Annotated in this window: 18 protein-coding genes and 1 riboswitch; of the genes, 7 read left to right on the top strand and 11 right to left on the bottom strand. The window is 40.9% G+C overall.

The genetic code is table 11. The features are described from left to right. The 5 genes from ACTF6W_RS00745 to sppA form a co-directional block, all read right to left on the bottom strand. The coding region (locus tag ACTF6W_RS00745; RefSeq protein ID WP_438992626.1) for a hypothetical protein at positions 1 to 263 on the bottom strand (263 nt) is incomplete at its 3' end. Between the two features lie 2 nt (positions 264 to 265). Next, the gene (gene rnhA, locus ACTF6W_RS00740) at positions 266 to 706 is read right to left on the bottom strand and encodes a ribonuclease HI (protein WP_438992625.1); all 441 of its coding nucleotides are present in this window, start codon (positions 704 to 706) and stop codon (positions 266 to 268) included. Beyond that, on the bottom strand, positions 703 to 1,674 hold the full coding sequence (locus ACTF6W_RS00735) for a homoserine kinase (protein ID WP_438992624.1): 972 nt from the start codon (positions 1,672 to 1,674) through the stop codon (positions 703 to 705). Before ACTF6W_RS00735 ends, rnhA begins: the two co-directional genes overlap by 4 nt. Continuing rightward, a complete protein-coding gene (gene ispH / locus ACTF6W_RS00730; RefSeq protein WP_438992623.1) occupies positions 1,674 to 2,624 on the bottom strand; it encodes a 4-hydroxy-3-methylbut-2-enyl diphosphate reductase in 951 nt (316 codons plus the stop codon). Before ispH ends, ACTF6W_RS00735 begins: the two co-directional genes overlap by 1 nt. 52 nt (positions 2,625 to 2,676) lie before the next feature. Next, a complete protein-coding gene (gene sppA, locus ACTF6W_RS00725) occupies positions 2,677 to 4,521 on the bottom strand; it encodes a signal peptide peptidase SppA (protein ID WP_438992622.1) in 1,845 nt (614 codons plus the stop codon). 144 nt (positions 4,522 to 4,665) lie between these two features. After that, a riboswitch (glycine riboswitch) is annotated at positions 4,666 to 4,749 on the top strand. A gap of 146 nt (positions 4,750 to 4,895) precedes the next feature. On the opposite strand from sppA, the gene gcvT reads away from it, so the two are divergent. From gcvT to gcvPB, 4 genes are read left to right on the top strand one after another with little or no spacing between them, the layout of a single operon-like run. After that, positions 4,896 to 6,023: a glycine cleavage system aminomethyltransferase GcvT gene (gene gcvT, locus ACTF6W_RS00720; RefSeq protein ID WP_438992621.1), complete on the top strand. Its 1,128-nt coding sequence runs from the start codon at positions 4,896 to 4,898 to the stop codon at positions 6,021 to 6,023. Between the two features lie 17 nt (positions 6,024 to 6,040). Next, positions 6,041 to 6,415, top strand: a complete 375-nt coding sequence (gcvH, locus tag ACTF6W_RS00715) for a glycine cleavage system protein GcvH (protein ID WP_438992620.1) — start codon at positions 6,041 to 6,043, stop codon at positions 6,413 to 6,415. Between the two features lie 23 nt (positions 6,416 to 6,438). Continuing rightward, positions 6,439 to 7,788: an aminomethyl-transferring glycine dehydrogenase subunit GcvPA gene (gene gcvPA, locus ACTF6W_RS00710; protein WP_438992619.1), complete on the top strand. Its 1,350-nt coding sequence runs from the start codon at positions 6,439 to 6,441 to the stop codon at positions 7,786 to 7,788. Continuing rightward, positions 7,781 to 9,325: an aminomethyl-transferring glycine dehydrogenase subunit GcvPB gene (gene gcvPB, locus ACTF6W_RS00705; protein ID WP_438992618.1), complete on the top strand. Its 1,545-nt coding sequence runs from the start codon at positions 7,781 to 7,783 to the stop codon at positions 9,323 to 9,325. Before gcvPA ends, gcvPB begins: the two co-directional genes overlap by 8 nt. A gap of 50 nt (positions 9,326 to 9,375) precedes the next feature. On the opposite strand, the gene ACTF6W_RS00700 is transcribed toward gcvPB, so the two are convergent. Both ACTF6W_RS00700 and ACTF6W_RS00695 read right to left on the bottom strand, forming a co-directional pair. Further along, a complete protein-coding gene (locus ACTF6W_RS00700; RefSeq protein WP_438992617.1) occupies positions 9,376 to 9,981 on the bottom strand; it encodes a hypothetical protein in 606 nt (201 codons plus the stop codon). A 1-nt stretch (position 9,982) separates the two neighbouring features. Beyond that, complete coding sequence (locus tag ACTF6W_RS00695) at positions 9,983 to 11,095, bottom strand: serine hydrolase domain-containing protein (RefSeq protein WP_438992616.1); 1,113 nt, start codon at positions 11,093 to 11,095, stop codon at positions 9,983 to 9,985. 132 nt (positions 11,096 to 11,227) lie between these two features. On the opposite strand from ACTF6W_RS00695, the gene ACTF6W_RS00690 reads away from it, so the two are divergent. After that, positions 11,228 to 12,655, top strand: coding sequence for a M28 family metallopeptidase (locus tag ACTF6W_RS00690; protein WP_438992615.1), 1,428 nt, complete (start codon positions 11,228 to 11,230; stop codon positions 12,653 to 12,655). A gap of 58 nt (positions 12,656 to 12,713) precedes the next feature. Here the strand turns inward: ACTF6W_RS00690 and ACTF6W_RS00685 are convergent, their stop codons facing one another. From ACTF6W_RS00685 to ACTF6W_RS00675, 3 genes are read right to left on the bottom strand one after another with little or no spacing between them, the layout of a single operon-like run. Beyond that, entirely contained in the window at positions 12,714 to 14,075 is a 1,362-nt protein-coding gene (locus ACTF6W_RS00685; protein ID WP_438992614.1) for a glutamate--cysteine ligase, read from the bottom strand. 52 nt (positions 14,076 to 14,127) lie between these two features. Next, entirely contained in the window at positions 14,128 to 14,859 is a 732-nt protein-coding gene (locus ACTF6W_RS00680) for a retropepsin-like aspartic protease family protein (protein ID WP_438992613.1), read from the bottom strand. Position 14,860: 1 nt separating this feature from the next. Then, positions 14,861 to 15,589 (bottom strand): 16S rRNA (uracil(1498)-N(3))-methyltransferase, encoded by a 729-nt coding sequence (locus ACTF6W_RS00675; RefSeq protein WP_438992612.1) that lies wholly within the window; start codon positions 15,587 to 15,589, stop codon positions 14,861 to 14,863. A gap of 57 nt (positions 15,590 to 15,646) precedes the next feature. Between ACTF6W_RS00675 and ubiA the strand changes: the two genes are divergently transcribed. Continuing rightward, complete coding sequence (gene ubiA, locus ACTF6W_RS00670; protein WP_438992611.1) at positions 15,647 to 16,603, top strand: 4-hydroxybenzoate octaprenyltransferase; 957 nt, start codon at positions 15,647 to 15,649, stop codon at positions 16,601 to 16,603. A 47-nt stretch (positions 16,604 to 16,650) separates the two neighbouring features. Here ubiA and ACTF6W_RS00665 read toward each other — a convergent pair whose 3' ends face one another. Further along, positions 16,651 to 18,636, bottom strand: coding sequence for a sodium-translocating pyrophosphatase (locus tag ACTF6W_RS00665; RefSeq protein WP_438992627.1), 1,986 nt, complete (start codon positions 18,634 to 18,636; stop codon positions 16,651 to 16,653). A 167-nt stretch (positions 18,637 to 18,803) separates the two neighbouring features. On the opposite strand from ACTF6W_RS00665, the gene ppa reads away from it, so the two are divergent. Beyond that, positions 18,804 to 19,343: an inorganic diphosphatase gene (gene ppa / locus ACTF6W_RS00660; protein ID WP_438992610.1), complete on the top strand. Its 540-nt coding sequence runs from the start codon at positions 18,804 to 18,806 to the stop codon at positions 19,341 to 19,343. Positions 19,344 to 19,398: the final 55 nt, after the last annotated feature.

Genomic DNA, 19,398 nt, shown 5'->3' with positions numbered 1-19,398 from the left:
TCATGAACTGATTTTGGAGACGTTGCCAAAAGAGCAGATATTTGTCCTGCTACACCTAAGGCTGACAAATCATATAAATCTAATTCAGGCTGATAATTTAAAAGAAGTGCGGTAATTTCAGGTTTATTAATATATAATGAGAAAAGAACGGCAGACATTCCATCGTTACTTCGTGCAGAAGCAAGAGAGCTATCTTGTTCAAGTAATCCGGTCAGGATATCAACGTCGGCGACGTCAATCGCTTTAAAGACATCATCACGCATTTTTATAGTACCTTATAATTATTCATACCCATATTAGCGAGTTTATCTGCACGTTCATTGCCTTCATCACCATTATGACCTTTTACCCAATGCCAAGTTAATTCATGCCTTTTAACGGCTTCATCAAGTGCAAGCCAAAGATCAGCGTTTTTAACCGGTTTTTTTGCGGCCGTTCGCCAACCATTATTTTTCCAATTTTCAATCCACTTGGTCATACCATCTTTAACATATGTGCTATCCGTGTGAAGATCCACTCGGCATGGCTGCTTTAGCACATTTAATGCTTCTATTGCTGCGGTTAATTCCATTCTATTATTGGTGGTTTCAAATGCACCTTCCATAATTTCACTTGTATTTCCACCATGAATAAGAAGTGCCCCCCATCCGCCAGGTCCCGGATTACCAGAACACGCACCATCAGTATATATTATCACTTCTTTCATAATGAAATCTCCACACCGTATTCACCTGACGAGTTAACTTTTTGGTGGAATTGTAATTTTGATAAATATTCAAGCGGATCTTTTACTTTCACCAGTGCCCCTTCAACTTGATTAAGCCAATCATAAAGACGCGTTAAAATAAACCTTAAAGCTGAACCTCGACATAGCAAGGGCAGTGCATTTATTTCAGCAACAGTTAGCGGCCTCTTCTTTTGATAACCTTTGACCAAAGCCGCGGCATTGGTAGCATTAAAAGAACCATCTTTTTCAAAACACCATGCATTAATACAAATTGCGATGTCATAAGCAAAAATATCAGTACATGCGAAATAATAATCAATTAGTCCCGATAATTTTCCATCTAGGAAAAAAACATTATCTGTAAAGAGGTCAGCATGAATAATACCCTTTGGTAAATCAGACGGCCAATTATTTTGAAGAAATTCTATTTCTTGATTAATTATATCTGATAAACCCATATGGCATTCATCGGCCCGACTGTGGCATTTTTGAGCAAGCGACACCCACCCATCCACCGACAAATTATTATCTCGATTCATTTCAAAATCTTGAACAGCTATATGCATTTCAGCCATGGCTTCACCAAGTTCACGACAATTTTGTCTGCTCGGTTTTGTGATAGATAAGCCATTTAAAAAACTAATTAAAGCTGTCGGCCTACCACATAACTCTTTAAGAACATTACCATTTTTATCTTTTATAGGTTCCGCACAATTAATTCCTTTATCCGATAAATGTTTCATTAGGCTCATAAAAAAGGGAAGATCGTTTTCGTTTACACGCTTTTCAAACAAAGTAAGAATAAATTTGTTTTTAGTCGTAGACAAAAGATAATTTGAATTTTCAACGCCTTCTGCAATTCCTTTAAAAGAGATTACTTCCCCAACATCATATTCAGCAATGAATTCTGATATTTCATCAGCACTAACATGGGTATAGACCGCCATTAGTCATCGTCCTTAGAAAGAATGGCAGGCACTTTAAATGTAACATTTTCTTCGATACTTAAAATGTTCTCTACATTCGTCTTAAACCTAGATTTAACAGCTTGCATCACTTCTTCCACTAAGATTTCAGGTGCGGACGCACCTGCGGAAATACCAACATTTTTAACATCTTCAAAAAGATCCCAATTAATTTCCGAAGCACGTTGTATAAGAACTGATCGACATCCATTCTTTTGCGCCACCTCAACCAATCGTCTAGAGTTTGAGCTATTCGGTGCACCTATAATCAAAACTAAATCGACTTCTTTTACCAGTTCCTTAACGGCATTCTGTCGATTTGTCGTTGCGTAACATATATCTTCTTTACGCGGATCTTTTATAGATGGATATTTATCTTTTAAAGCATTAATGACTGCTAATGTATCGTCCAAGGATAAAGTGGTTTGCGTTATGTAAGCCACATTATCAGTATTTTTTAATTCAAGTTTTTCCACATCTTCTGGACATTCGACGAGATGAATTGCCCCCTCAGATAATTGCCCCATCGTGCCGATCACTTCCGGATGGCCTTTATGGCCAATCATGACAATTTCAGCACCTTGCTTATCATATCGTTCAGCTTCTCTGTGAACTTTACTTACTAAAGGGCAGGTCGCATCAATATAAATCATATTTCGTTTTTGCGCCTCTGCAGGAACAGATTTAGGGACACCATGGGCCGAAAAAACAACCGGCTTATCATCGGGAACTTCATTTAGTTCATCGACAAAAATAGCACCACGTTTTTGTAAACTTTCAACAACATATTTATTATGAACAATTTCATGACGCACATAAACGGGCGCGCCATATTTCTCAAGGGCCATTTCAACAATTTGAATGGCACGATCTACTCCCGCACAAAACCCGCGAGGGTTAGCAATATATAAATTCATTTCATCAGTCATCATAAGCAGACTTTATACACGTTATGTTGCTAAATTCAATCATCCACAATTAATATTATGGATTTATAGGCGACATACAACTCACACATAGAACATAAGCATGACCCGGATCATTCATAAGATTAAATAATGCCATTTTTTCTCTGAATTTCTTTAATAACATTTGCTCTGGACTATTTAATGCAATTTTTGCGGCCTCTTTCATTGTACCATCTTGATTTAACAATTTTGCGATGACCTGCATTTCAAACGGGACATTATCTTCCCAATGTACAACTTTGTAATCTGATAATTCAGCCATTTCTACTGCCGCTTTAATTGCTTGATCAATATTTCCCGTATGATCAAGCAAACCTAATTCCAATGCTTTTTCACCAGTCCAGACGCGACCTTGTGCAACTTCATCCACTTGTTCCACTGTCATATTTCGTCCCTCAGCAACAATATCTAAAAATCGCCTATAACCATTTTCGATATTACTTTGAATAATATTACTGACTTTCTCAGGAACGGGCTTCATAAGTGCTGGTGATAAAAGTGAGGTAGTTCCCACACCATCAGAGGTAATGCCAATTTCTGCTAATGTACCCTCAACATTTGGAATGGCGCCAAAAATTCCAATTGAGCCAGTGATTGTCGTGGGGCTCGCCCATATTTGATCTGCGTTAGCAGCAATCCAATATCCACCCGATGCAGCAAGAGATGCCATCGATGCGATTACGGGTTTTCCTGCTTTTTTTAATAAAAGCACTTCTTGTCTGATTAATTCTGATGCGAAAGCGCTTCCACCGGGGCTATCAATTCTTAAAACTACTGCTTTTACACTATCGTCTAATCTTGTTTCACGAAGCTGTCTAGAGAGCGTTTCACCGCCTACCGTTCCTTGTGGCATTTCACCGTCCATGATATTTCCAGTGGCATAGACAATAGCAACTATATCTTTTCCTGGCCCTAAGTCAGCAATATTTAATTGATTTGCCAAATATTGCCTAAATCCTATTTGATTAATGCCTTCTGCTTCTGGGCCTTTTCCGACGATATCTTGCATATAATGAACCCATTCTTCTCGGGTTTTAAGTCCGTCTACAAGACCACTATTCAATGCCAATTTTCCTAAATCACCATTTAATTCAATCAGATTTTTATCAGAATTTTCAATGCCTTGAATAATAGACTCTGGGCTTATCTCTCTTTGAGAGGCAACATCAGCAATATAATGCTGCCATAAGCCTCCATATAATTCTAAATTAGCTTCACGTGCTTCATCAGACATATCACGCCTAATAAAAGGTTCCATAGCCGATTTATATTTGCCAACCCGAAATAACTGAACTTCCGCTTTTACCTTCTCAAGAAAACCTAGATAATAAGTTTGAAAACTTCCATATCCATATAAAAGTGCTGCACCTTGTGGGTGCATATAAATTTCGTCGGCAAATGATGCGATTAAATATGAGGATTGGTCATAAAGATTTCCATAAGCATAGACTTTTTTACCACTTTTTTTGAATTCGTTCAGTTTATGACCGATATAATGTAATTTCGAGGGATATGCACCGCTAAAATCTTTAAAATTCAATATAATCGAATTAATATTTTCATCTTCAGTGGCTAATTCAATAGCTTTTGTTATATCACGTAATCTCGTATTTGCATTAACTTCGCCGGCGAGCAACTGTTGGTAAGGGTCTGCGCTGATTGCTTCCTGTTCTACAATTGCCCCTTTCAGGTTTAAGACAAGAGCCGAATTAGACCTTTTCTGGTCATCGTCTGACGAATCAAAAAACAAGCCTGAGATGATCAAACTTGATATAATCAAAAGTACAACCAGAAACAAAAAAGTTCCGACAAATGATTGAAGTTTTTGGATAAATTTCCAAAAAGATTTTATTAAACTCATATGGTCTCACCTAATCAATAATGCAAAGAAAACAATCTATTACATTGTTGCTTTATAATTACTTAAATTCAATCTATTATTTTAGTCATTTTCATAATTACTTTGATTGACTCTTTTTTCTTTAGCCGTATGATGGGCGTGCATTTCTGCTTAGCGGGAGAGATCATTTATGGCGCCGAAGGAGCAACCGCCCCGGAAACTCTCAGGCAAAAGGACCGCTAAGAATGTAAGCACTCTGGAAAGAGAGGTTAAATCCTCCGCCGACGGGGTAAATTTGGAATAATTTCCAAGTCAAATCTCTCAGGCAGCCATGACAGAGGGGGCACCGATGGTACGGGTTTGCGTACCAAACGTGCTAACTCTGGAGAAAAAAGATGAGTGCTACAGATCAAGGTCTTTTAACAACACCTCTATTTTCCTTACATAATAACCTCGGTGGTAAAATGGTGCCGTTCGCTGGATATTCCATGCCTGTCCAATATCCGCTGGGAGTGATGGGTGAACATAATCATTGCCGCGAAAAAGCCGGCCTTTTTGATGTTTCTCATATGGGACAAGTTATTATTAAAGGAAATGGTGCCGATGAATGGCTGGAAACCCTAGTTCCCGGTAATATCATAGATTTAAAAGAAAATAGAATTAGATACACCACTTTTACCAATGAAAAAGGTGGTATTTTAGATGATCTTATGATTACAAAACGTAGCGATGATATCTTTATGGTCGTAAACGCCGCTTGTAAAGAACAAGACATCAAACATATGCTTTCACACATGCCAGATCACCTTGACCTTATTGAAATTACCGATCGTGCACTTGTCGCATTACAGGGACCAATGGCCGCAAAAGTATTAGCGCGTTTTGTCGATGGTGTCGATGAAATGCCATTTATGTCTTACACTGAAGCAGAAATTAGTGGTGTTCATTGTTACATTAGCCGCTGCGGCTATACAGGTGAAGACGGACATGAAATTTCAATTCCTGCAAGCAGCGCTGAAATGATTTGTGCCGCACTTTTAGCTGAAGATGAAGTAGTAGCCATCGGTCTTGGTGCTAGAGATAGCCTTAGACTTGAGGCAGGGCTTTGTCTTTATGGGCATGATATCACAACTGATACAACGCCAGCGGAAGGTGCCATAAGTTGGTCCATTGGAAAGCGTCGTCTGGAAGAAGGTGGTTTTCCAGGTGCTGAAAAAATTATTCGCCAAATTGAAACTGATGATATAGATCGACTACGTGTCGGGATATTACCTTCTGGAAAAGCCCCGGCCCGTGAAGGTACGGAAATATTAGACGCCGAAGATAATGTCATTGGTGTTATCACAAGTGGTGGCTTTGGACCGACATTCGGTGGCCCCGTTGCCATGGGCTACGTAAAAAAAGAAAATTCAGAAATAGGCACAAACGTGTTCCTTCAAGTTCGTAAAAAGAAACTCGAGGCCACCGTTGCAAAGATGCCTTTTGTCAAACAACGTTATTTTAGAAAACCAAAGAGCAAATAAGTAGAAGGGAAAAAGATATGACTATTTATTATTCAGAAGATCACGAATGGATCAATGTCGAAGGTAATTCGGGAACCGTCGGTATTACGGATTATGCGCAAAATGCGCTAGGCGATATTGTTTTTGTTGAATTACCCGAAGTTGGTGACGATTTTGCGAAAGGTGACGAAGTCGCCGTTGTCGAATCGGTTAAAGCTGCTTCAGAAATATACTCTCCAGTGAGCGGCGAAATAACAGCCATTAATGAAGAACTAGAAGATAACGCTGCGCTAGTGAATACCTCTCCTGATGGAGACGGCTGGTTCTTTAAAATTGCAATCTCAGATGATAGTGAACTCGAAGGTTTGCTTGATGAAGCCGGTTATAAAAACTTTATCGCCGGACTAGAATAAAATTAAATTTAAGGTTTAACCTCATGCGTTATTTACCACTTTCAACCGATGATCGAGCTGAAATGCTTGGGAAGATCGGTGCCGGCGACATTAACGACTTATTTGCTGATGTGCCACCTCATGCTTTATTAAAAGAACTTGTCGATTTACCACTTCATATGACTGAAATGGAAGTTGAAAAGAACTTTAATGCCTTCGCAGCTAAAAATGTTGCTGCGGGTTCGGTACCATTCTTTGTCGGTGCTGGCGCCTATAAGCATCATGTTCCAAGCAGTGTTGATTATCAGATTCAGCGCGGTGAATATTTAACGGCTTATACCCCATATCAGCCGGAAATTTCGCAAGGAACGCTACAAACGTTATATGAGTTTCAAACCCAAGTTGCACAAATCACAGGAATGGACGTCGCAAATGCATCCATGTACGATGGATCAACAGGTTGTGGTGAAGCCGCGCTTATGGCGCGTCGCGTGACTAAGAAAAAGAAAATTCTTTTAAGTGGGAACCTTCACCCGCACTATATTGATGTGGTTAAATCAGCAACAAAATACACCGATGACGTTGTTATTACCAATGACCCAACCGTTAATAATACAGAGAGTCTTCTTGATCAAGTTGATGCTGAAACAAGTTGCGTTATTGTTCAAAACCCAGATTTTTTTGGTAATCTTAATGACTACACTGAATTTGCTGCGGCGCTTCAAGAACAAAAAATACTGCTTATTATAGTGACAACAGAAATCGTCGCATTGGGTGCTATTAAATCTCCTGGTGAAATGGGTGCCGATATTGTTGTTGGTGAAGGTCAATCAATTGGTAATGGGTTAAATTACGGTGGGCCTTATGTTGGTTTATTTGCAACGCGTCAGAAATATGTACGTCAAATGCCAGGGCGTCTTTGTGGTGAAACCAAAGATGCAGACGGCACACGAGGTTACGTTTTGACGCTTTCAACACGCGAACAACATATTAGACGTGAAAAAGCGACAAGTAACATTTGTACCAATGCTGGACTTTGCACTTTAGCATTCACCATTCACATGACGCTTCTTGGTGAAAAAGGGTTTAGGCAACTCGCAAAGATTAATCATGCCGGTGCGGTTAAATTGAGAAATAAGCTTCAAAACGTAAACGGCTTAACATTTTTAAACAAAACATTTTTCAATGAATTTACGGTGCGCTTGAATAAAGATGCTGCAGAAGTTGTAGAAGCGCTTGTTGAACATGATGTTATTGCTGGCGTGCCAGCCTCGCGTCTTTATCCGGATAATGATGAATTAAAAAATGATCTAATCATCGCCGTCACCGAAACCACTTCGGAAGAAGATATGGAAGTCTTAGTGGCTGAACTACAGGAGGTTCTCAATGCTTAATAATCAAGGACGCCCAACAGGCATTGAAGATGTAAATGCATCCACGAACGGATATCAAAGTTACACAGGTAGTCGCGGTCTTTCACAAGTTGAAGGGCTAATTTATGAAATTGGTGATAAGAACAGAACCGGCGTTGATCTTCCAGAAGTAGATGATTTTGAAAGCTGTCTTGGTGGCTTTGAAAGAACGGAAGAAATTGGCTTAGCGGGTCTAACCGAACCCGAAGCTATGCGTCACTATACAAGACTTAGCCGTAAAAATTACGCCATCGATCTTGGTTTTTATCCGCTTGGTTCATGTACAATGAAACATAATCCGCGGCTCAATGAAAAAATGGCTAGATTACCGGGACTTTCCGACATTCATCCACTGCAACCGATTAGTACAGTACAAGGAGCGCTTGACCTTATTGATACTTTAGCTCACTGGCTAAAAACATTAACGGGAATGCCAGCTGTTGCAATGTCACCAAAAGCAGGAGCGCACGGGGAATTATGTGGTCTTATGTCAATTCGTGCCGCACTAGAAGCAAAAGGCGACGCGAGATCAATCGTACTTGCACCAGAAAGTGCGCATGGCACAAATCCCGCAACAGCGGCTCTTTGTGGATATAAAGTAAAACCAATTCCGGCCACTAAAGATGGGCGTGTTGACCTTGAAGCCATGAAAGAAGCACTTGGACCGGATGTTGCCGCAATTATGGTAACCAATCCAAATACATGTGGACTGTTTGAACGTGAAATTATTGAAATTGCCGATGCCGTTCATGCGATTGGCGGCTATTTTTATTGTGATGGTGCGAACTTTAACGCGATCGTTGGTAAAGTTCGTCCGGGCGACCTCGGTGTTGATGCAATGCATATTAACTTGCATAAAACATTTTCAACGCCACATGGTGGTGGTGGTCCCGGCGCTGGTCCTGTTGTTTTATCTGAAGCACTAGCACCGTATGCGCCTATCCCATATGTTGTGGCAGGTGACGAATCTTTTGATATCGTTGAACATGATACTACTGGTAAAAGCTATGGCCGTATGACAGCCTATCACGGACAAATGGGTATGTTTACACGTGCTCTTTCATATATGATGTCTCATGGTTCTGACGGTCTTGCGAAGGTCGCGGAAGACAGCGTTCTCAATGCTAACTACGTACTCGCATCACTTAAGGATATTATGTCCGCAAGTTTCGAAGGGCCATGTATGCATGAAGCATTATTCGATGATCGTTTCTTAAAAGCTACGGGTGTGAGCACCCTTGATTTTTCTAAAGCAATGATTGATGAAGGCTATCACCCAATGACAATGTATTTCCCACTTGTTGTTCATGGTGCCATGCTTATTGAGCCAACGGAAACAGAAAGTAAGCAGTCAGTGGATGACTTCATTGGTATGATGCGTCATTTGGTTGAAAAGGCAAAAGCCGGTGAAACTGAACGCTTCACAGGGGCGCCATATAACGCCCCACTTAAGCGCCTTGATGAAACTGGCGCGGCAAGAAAACCCATCTTAAGATGGACTAAATCTGAAGATGAATAAAGAAAAGGCCGGAGATGATCCGGCCTTTTACTTTTTTACTTCTTAATATTTTATTTCGCTTTATCTGTGGTGGTTTTCACATCCATCACAAAAAATTTGCAGGTTTTTAATTCTTTATCCCACATCAAGCGGCGATCTAATGTTTCTAAACCACGACCATAAAAATGAAGATGACGTGTGCTTTCGCCTTCATTAATTGCGATAGAATGAATGTCATCCGGCAGTAAACCTATACCCTGCCCTGGCTTAACAACTATAGTTTCAGATAACTCAATTTCACGATCACCTGGAATTAATGGCCCATCTTCTTTTGGCTCATAAACATAATTATATTCTTCACCTTCAACGGATGCGATACACGCCCATGTAGTATGATTATGAGGAGGTGCTTTTTTCCCTGTGTGCATGACATTTAAATAAAGCGCATAACTATCATCATCATCTTGTGACACAAGATAACGCGTGTGAACTTGACCATCAGTCGGTGCAGGAAATTGATCCTCACTCCAAAATTCTTTTCTATCAGCCATTTCAACTAATGAATTTTTAATGTTTTCTAAATCTTCAGAACTTACTTCATTTGGTTTTGCTACTGATCTGGTATATTCGAGCAAATCTTTGACGGCCGTGTCTCTTAATTCTGCAACTGAACTCATTTTATTTCCTTCTATAATCTATTAATTTATCAGCAATTTGCTGTGAAAAATCATGATAGGGTTGACTGGCCGTATTCGACATCCAGACAAACCCAATATCATATTCGGGGATCATGATGATATATGACCTATATCCATCGCTACCTCCGTGAAAAATCGTTTGTACATCACCTTGCATGCGGCGTTGCCAGCTAAATCCTACGCGATCAAATTGTCTAACGTTACTTCCTATTACAGCTTCCCACATTTGATCAAGTGTTTCTTTCTTTAAAATTCGATTACCATCGAGCGTCCCACCATTTAAATTAAGCTGAACCCACCGCGCCATATCATCAATATTAGAAATCAATGTGGAACTGGGTCCATGCATACGGTTATAGGGATAAATATCTGCAACCCGCATCTTTCCGTTTTGAACTCGATGAAGGCTATTTAATTTGGTCATGTCCGCTTCTTGGATAAGAAGAGTACTATCAGTCATCCCCGCTGGAAAAAGGATATTTTCACGTACATAATCTTCAAAAGGCATTCCTGATGCCTTAGCAATAACATCTCCTAGCAGCTCATACCCTGTGTTACAATATTGAAAAATCGTTTCCGGTGGATGGGTTAAAAATTTATGAGAAATAAAATTCCGCGTAAACCTTTCAAGTGCCCCTTCATCATATTGTGGATTATGCCATGGATCACTATCAAAATCGGGCATGCCGGATATATGTGATGCAAATTGACGAATTGTTAGATCTTTATATCTGCTATCCACCAACACAAAATAAGGCACCACCTCGATAACTGGCTTATCTACATCAAGCACCCCTTTTTCATGAAGTTGCATAAGAGCTGTACCAACGAATGTTTTGGTTACGGATGCCATGTGAAAAAGAGACGTCGTTTCCACGGCCTCTTTGGAATACATATTTTTAACACCATATGTTTTCTTAAATAATGGTCCGTCTTTAGAAACAATGGAAAAAGAGAAACCCTGAATATTATTTTCCGCCATCATATTTTCGATCATTGGCGTAAAAATATCGTTAAGCTCTGTTTCATCAGCCCATAAAATTTGCGGCAATAAAAACAATATTGTCAGAATACTAAATATAATTTTTTTCATCATCAAAGTCCCGTTTCTTACCCTCACCCTTAGTTTTAATACGTCACATGGAAATTTGCAATAAATGTCGGTTAATGGTAGCAGTAAGATAGGTTTTTATAGGGAAATCATTAAAGAATATGGGAGATAAAAATGCCATTTAAACATTTGGCGCATAAAAATTTGATTTTGACTGCAATTGTTTTGGTCTTATTGATCGGGGTATCCAGTATAGCCCTCAAGCAAGGATCCGCGACGGCACAGGTTGCTGTACCACCTCAAGAAATACCTTTATTGCATCAATTGGTCAAAGACGTATCGGCAGACCGAATTGAAACAGATATTCGAAAACTGGTTAGCTTTGGTACACGCCATACATTATCGGAAACAGAATCAGAGACACGTGGTATCGGCGCTGCGCGGCGCTGGATATACGAAGAATTTAGAAAGATCAGCCGTGATTGTGGTGGGTGTCTAGAGGTAATGTATGTTAGCGACACCGTCACAGGAAACCGTATTCCTACGCCGACTGAAGTTGTGAGCGTCGTTGCTATTCAGCGCGGGGAGAGTGACCCGAACCGATATGTCGCCATGTCAGGCGATATTGATAGTCGTGTGTCAGACCCGCTAAATGGATACGATGAAAGCCCGGGGGCCAATGATAATGCCACTGGTATGGCGGGTGCGATTGAAGCTGCACGCGTCCTGAGTAAACATAAATTTGCCGGTTCCATTATTTACATGGGTCTTTCAGGTGAAGAACAGGGACTTTTTGGTGGACAAATTGTTGCGCAACATGCCCTTGATAATAATTGGCGCATAAAGGCGGTGCTCAATAATGACATGATCGGTAACATCGCGGGTATTAATGGGGTCATAAATAATACGACAGCCCGTGTTTTTTCAGAAGGGACAAGAGCAATGGAAACACCCGAAGAGGCGCGCATTCGTCGCTTTAGTGGTGGCGAAGTTGATAGCCCGTCGCGTAACATTGCACGCTTTGTTGATAGACAGGCGGATAAATATATTCCGAACCTTGATATAATGATGATTTACCGCCTTGATCGCTTTAGTCGAGGCGGTCATCATAGGCCATTTAATGCGGTAGGTATTCCAGGCGTCAGGATCATGGAAACAAACGAACACTATGACCGCCAACATCAAGACATCCGAGTTGAAGATGGCCGTGAGTATGGTGACGTGATCGAAGGGGTTGATTTCGATTATGCGGCTAAGCTAACGTCTCTAAATATTGTATCGTTGGCGGAAATGGCCGCTGCTCCACCTTTTCCTGGGGAAGTCGAGCTACAAGGAGCGGTGCGTCCTTCAGCGGTAATAAACTGGAAACGCCCAAGCGGCACAGAAGCAGAAAACTTAGCAGGATATAAAGTTTACTGGCGGCTTACGGATAGCAATCAGTGGACATACAGTAAATTTGTCGGCGATGTTCAATCATATACTTTTGAAAACCTAGTGGTTGATAATTATTACTTTGGTGTAGCCGCAGTCGCAAACAATGGCGCAGAAACACCGGTCGTCTTCCCTGGACCAATGGGCAATTTCGGAGGGTACGAAGAATAAATATTTTTAATAGTTAAAGAAAAGGCCGGAGTGATCCGGCCTTTTTAAATTTCACGTATTAAAAACTGCAATCTTTAAAAATTTTGGAAATATCGCCGTTCCAGGAACCGTGATAACAATTAAGCATACGTTGTGCTGTTGTTTTCCCACTTTCTACTGTATCATAAAGTGATTTTAAGAAAACGCGCTCGTCTTCGCCCGCATTATTGAGTTCAGCGCGACGCTCGAGCCCGCCAGCCGAAATATCGAGCATCTGTTTTGCCAAATCTTGAACGGTTCCGTTTCTAAAAGGAACATTAAGCGCATCGCGTGGCACATTATCTCTTAATGCTTGATGCTCTTCCGGTGTCCAGTCTTTAATCATGTCGTAGGCTTGATCTAATGCTTGATCATCATAAAGCAGACCAACCCAGAGAGCGGGCAACGCACAAATTCTGCTCCAAGTGCCGCCATCCGCGCCGCGCATTTCAAGGAATTTCTTAAGGCGCACTTCTGGGAAAAGTGTGCTCATATGATCTTCCCAATCCTTGATGGTTGGTAATTCGCCTTCAAAGCCTTCTAATTTTCCGTTCATGAAATCTTTAAATGATTTGCCGGATACATCATGATAGGTATCGCCACGATTGACAAAATACATCGGGACATTAAGTACATGATCAACATATGCCTCATATCCCATATTTTCTTCAAAAACGAAAGGTAATATACCGCAACGATCCGGGTCCGTATCAGTCCAGATATGTGAGCGATAACTTTGGAAACCGTTTGGTTTTCCTTCGGTAAATGGACTTGCGGCAAAAATGGCTGTTGCGAGTGGTTGGAGCGCCAACGAGACACGAAATTTTTTCACCATGTCGGCTTCCGAAGAATAATCAAGGTTAACCTGGATCGTACAAGTACGCAGCATCATATCAAGTCCAAGATTACCTTTCTTAGGCATATAATCTCGCATAATATTATAACGCCCTTTAGGCATAATTGGCACGTCTTCTCGTTTCGTATTGGCATTAAAACCCATGCCAATATAATTAATACCAAGCTTCTCACTTACGGCTTGTGCCTGACGAAGATGGCTGGTGCTTTCCGCACAGGTTTGATGCAATGTTTTGACCATGGCACCAGATAGTTCTAATTGACCACCCGGCTCTAAAGTGACAGATTGACCATCTTTTTTAAGGCCGATGATATTTTCACCTTCCATGATCGGAGCCCAATCAAACTCTTTCTTTAAGGCTTCAAGGATCGCTTTAATGCTGCGTTCACCGTGATAAGGAACAGGCTTACCGCTATCCACACAGTAGACGAATTTTTCGTGCTCTGTTCCAATTGTCCAATCGCTTTTTGGTTTTTCGCCGTCGGCTATATAATCAATTAATTGTTGCTTTGATTCTACTGGGGAATCTTTTGAAATATTGCTCATTTATGTACCCTCTTTTTATAGCCACTTAGGCGGAATATTTATCATGTGGGGATTAAGGATATAATGTCAATAGGCCGTTCTTAACTTCATAACCACTTAAACGATTTAAAAAGCTCATCCCCAATAAAGAGATATCAAGTTCGCCTTGATTTACAAAGCCTTCAACGCTTTCCACTCGAATTGGTCCGACGGACAGAGCATTTAATCGAATAGGCGCATTATAAACAACCCAGTTCGCCGTAGAAGCGGGCGCTACAAATGTTAAATCATCGAGATTGAAACCAATTTTTTCAGCATCATTCATCGTTAAAACGACACTAGTTGCGCCAGTATCAATCATAAAATCGACTTTTTCACCATTGATTTCAGCATTCACTCTGTAATGCCCGTTATTATCGGCACGAAATGTAATGGCATTTTCACTGGCCATACCATTAGAAGGATTTAATTCACTTGAAAGCATACCGCTACCATTCCAAACTGAATAGCCAAGTCCTAAAATGCCAAATATTATAATCCAGCCTGCTATATTTCTAAGCGCTTGACCTGGATTGCTAATGACATGTCCAATCAGTCCTGCCCCAATTAAAGCGAGTAATAAAAAGTCATACATTAAACTGACACTTTGCCCTGAAGTAAGATTGTCGCCAAGAACCCAAGCAATTAGAGTGATAACAGCAACCACCGCTGTGACGCTAATTATAAAAGGTTTTAGTGATTTTTTCGGCGGCTCAGGATCATTTTCATTAGAGGGCTGACCCCAGGGTTGGTTATGATTATTCATTTTACCAATCCCCTAAAAAGGATTGCCATAATGAAAGCGCCGAAACGGCTGCCGTATCTGCTCTTAAAATTCTTGGCCCTAAAGTGACCGGGATACTTTGAGGATGTTTTCTTATCAATTCTCGCTCCGTTTCAGAAAAACCCCCTTCAGGTCCGATTAAGATGGCCCACTTGTTATATGACGTTTTAATTTCTTTAAATGTGATCGCGTCGCCCGCTTCATCGCAAAAAATCAAACCTCTACCCTCAGGAAAATTCTCCAACATTTCTTCTAATGATATCATAACATCCATTTGAGGTACTGTCATGCGGCCGCATTGCTCTGCTGCTTCAATCATATTGTTTATGATTTTTTCTTCCTTAATTTTATCAAGGTTCGTATGTTGTGTGATGATTGGTCTGATATAACTAACGCCAAGTTCTGTGGCTTTTTGTATCATGTAATCAACGCGTGCTTTTTTTACTGGCGCAAATAAATACCACAAATCTGGGTCATGTTTTTGTTCGATGGTCTTCTCAACCGCCGTTAATAATGCTTTGCCTTTTTTGACTTTTATAACTTCCGCAAGCCATTCACCCTGGTCGCCATTGAAAAGGGTCACAAATTCACCAACCTTTATCCTAAGTACATTAACCAAATAATGTCCTTGATTGCCCTCAATATGATGGACAGATCCTTCTTGGAAAACTTCATTAATATATAGACGTGTTCTTGAACTTTTATTCGACATTTTCTTTTATTCGGTTATGACTATACTCATATGATAACATTAAATGCGTAAAGGCAAATGACAAAATCATCAAAAAGCAAATTTAATGAACGCCTTAAAACAGCGCCAGAAGATACGGTAAAACAGAATTGGGTCAATAAAATGTCACCTGATTTTGCATGGGGGTACTTGCAATTGATGCGTGCTGATCGTCCTATCGGTACGTGGCTTTTACTGTGGCCCGGCCTATGGTCGATTATGTTATCCAGTCACTATTATGGTGAAACCGCATTGATCCCAAATTTTAAGTTAATGGTTTTATTTACAATCGGTGCTTTTGTTATGCGCGGGGCAGGTTGCATTGTGAATGACCTTTGGGACCGTAAAGCAGATGCTATGGTTGAACGAACGAAAGGGCGACCACTTCCAAGTGGCCGTATTAGTGTTTTTGGTGCTTTCGTTTTTTTGGGCATACTCTGTATAATTGGACTAATAATTTTATTGCAGCTCAATTTATTTACAATCTATTTGGGGGCCTCCTCACTTATTCTCGTTGTCATTTATCCTCTTATGAAGAGGATTACATATTGGCCACAGCTTATTCTCGGATTTACATTTAACTGGGGGGCATTACTTGGTTGGGCCGCTGTGAGTGGGGAAATAAAACTGCCGGCGATTGTTCTATATTGCGCTGGAATTTTTTGGACCCTTGGATATGACACTATTTATGCACATCAGGATAAAGAAGATGACATTAAGGTTGGTGTAAAATCAACGGCGCTTCGGTTTGGAAATAACACTCATAAATGGCTTATTGGTTTTTATCTACTGTGTTTCATTCTTAGCTTGATCGCAGGTTATTTAGCGAATCTTAATTTATTCTTTTTTCTTGCAATGTCTGTTGCTGGTGGTCAACTTGCCTATCAGCTAAAACTACTTAAAATTGATGATCGAGAATTATGTCTTAAACTCTTCAAATCCAATCATCATTTTGGCATACTTTTCTTCATTGCCCTCATTATAGGTCACATATAAAAAAAGGCCCCCGAAATTCGGAGGCCTTCTTGAAAATATTTTTCAGATTATGAAAGCAGTGGTGCAATCACCAAGCTTACAATCGCCATCACATTAATCAAGATATTCATTGATGGGCCTGATGTATCCTTGAACGGATCACCAACCGTATCACCAACAACCGCTGCAGCATGAGTATCTGACCCCTTGCCGCCTAGGTTTCCTTTTTCAATGTATTTCTTAGCGTTATCCCATGCACCACCGGCATTGGCCATCATAAGTGCCATAAGTACACAACCAAGAAGCGCACCGCCAAGCATACCGCCTAAGCTTTCCGCGCCAAGACCAAGGCCAACTATCACAGGTACTGTTACAGCGATTACACCCGGAATAATCATTTTCTTCAACGCTGCTGTTGTTGCAATATCAACACATTTTTCAGTGTCAGGATCCGCTTTTCCTTCCAGCAGACCCGGTATATCCTTAAATTGACGGCGAATTTCAACGATCATTTCCATGGCTGCATCACCAACCGCTGTCATCGTAATTGACGCGATCAAGAATGGTATCGTTCCACCGATAAAGAGACCAATAAGCACCTCTGGTTTATCAAGTGATAAGCTAAACCCGGGAATATTTGCCGAAACTGTCGCCGTGAAAGCCGCGATAATGGAAAGCGCCGCAAGCGCCGCAGCACCAATAGCAAATCCTTTACCAATCGCTGCCGTTGTATTTCCAAGTTCATCAAGACTATCTGTGATATCACGTGTTTCCTTACCAAGTCCTGCCATTTCAGCAATACCGCCTGCGTTATCAGCAACTGGTCCATAAGCATCAATCGCCATCGTAATCCCAACGGTTGCAAGCATCGCAATCGCCGCAAGACCAACACCATAAAGGCCAGCACTTTGTGTTGAAATATAGATAATTCCACAAATTGTTAAAATTGGCAGCACAACCGACTGCATTCCGACAGCAAGCCCAGTAATCATCACCGTCGCCGAACCTGTTTTACCTGATTCAGCAATCCGTCTAACAGGTGTTGACGCGGTATAATATTCAGTAACAAGTCCAATAATGACACCCCCAACAGCACCACAAACGATCGCATAGAATTTGCCAATATCAATACCGAAATACTGAAGAACGAAATAAGCAGCCACTATGAATATCACGGCGGCACCAATAGTTCCCGTACGGAGCGCTTTTTCAGGTGAGCTATTAGACATCATCTTCACTAGGATAATACCTAGGATAGAGCAAATTAAACCAGCCGAAGAAAGCAATAATGGAAGTGACATAAGATCAGCTTGATTAGCAACACCCATCGTCGCCGCAAGCGCCACTGTCGCAATCGTCGCACCGCAATAACTTTCAAAAATATCGGACCCCATGCCGGCAACATCGCCAACGTTATCGCCAACGTTATCGGCAATTACGCCTGGGTTACGTGGATCATCTTCTGGAATACCTGCTTCTAGCTTACCAACAAGGTCAGCACCAACATCTGCAGATTTGGTAAAAATACCGCCGCCCACACGAGAGAAAAGAGCCACTGTCGATGCACCCATACCGAAGCCATGCACGGCTTCTGCGTGTTCCGCACCAAAGAAATAATAAAGCAACCCAAGACCAAGAAGACCAAGAGCCGCAACACACATGCCCATGATTGATCCACCAAAGAACGCGACCGTTAATGCAGCACCCGCACCATCTTCATGCGCAGCGGTGGTCGTTCTTACATTTGCTTTCGTCGCCGCAAACATTCCAAGATAACCTGCAATACCACTACAGAGCGTCCCTGCAGCAAAAGAAATAGCTGTTTCTGTTCCAAGCGCTACATAAAGTGGTATGATCAGAACAATATTGAACATAAGTAGCATCTTATACTCTCTGTTCATGAATACCATCGCACCACGATGAATTGCGCCTCCAATTTTGGCCACCTTTTCGTTTCCTTCATCATACTTCATCACTAATCCATAAAGTATAAATGCAACCACGAGACCTAATACCCCCAGCAGCGGTGGAATAAGTGCTAAATCCAATTTAATTCTCCCTTATTTTTACGTATTTTTTTAAAAAACCTCTTCACACTTTCACGAAGTGGTGAAACGGTAACCGATGAATTAAAAATTAGCAAGATAACTACTGACAAAAATATATTTTTAGCTATATTGCGCCCCATATGATTCAATCTTTCTAATATAGGTAATAAAGAATGCCCCTAATAGACCAAATTAATGCTGGCCTTAATCCGCCGGAAGAAATTAACGTAATTATCGAAGTACCTGCTGGTGGCGCGCCCGTTAAATATGAAATGCATAAACGAAGTGGCACAATCCTCGTTGACCGTATCCTTCATACGCCAATGCGTTATCCTGCCAACTATGGTTATATCCCCCATACTCTTTCTGATGATGGTGATCCTTGCGATGTTCTCGTAGTAGTCGGTGAAAGCTTAGTGCCTGGCTGCATGATTAGAGCACGTCCAGTTGGGGTTCTATTAATGGAAGATGAAGCGGGTGGCGATGAAAAGATACTTGCTGTTCCTGATCTAAAAACTGACCCTACTTATAAGAAAGTAAAGTCTTATGAAGACCTTCCAGAGCTGCTTATTCAGCAAATCCAACATTTCTTTGAACATTATAAAGATTTAGAAGGCGATAAGTGGGTTAAAATTATCGGTTGGGAAGGTCCAGAAAAAGCAAAAGAGATGATTAACGCAGCAATTGACCGCGATAAAACTGATAACACTTAAACTTCATTTTCTACTTATCATTTATCTTGTTATCTCTTATAAGAAGTCATGGCAT

Origin of the sequence: Pseudemcibacter sp. (genome assembly GCF_965661635.1) — a bacterium.
GTDB lineage: Bacteria > Pseudomonadota > Alphaproteobacteria > Sphingomonadales > Emcibacteraceae > Pseudemcibacter.
This window is presented reverse-complemented; position numbering and strand designations above follow the sequence as displayed.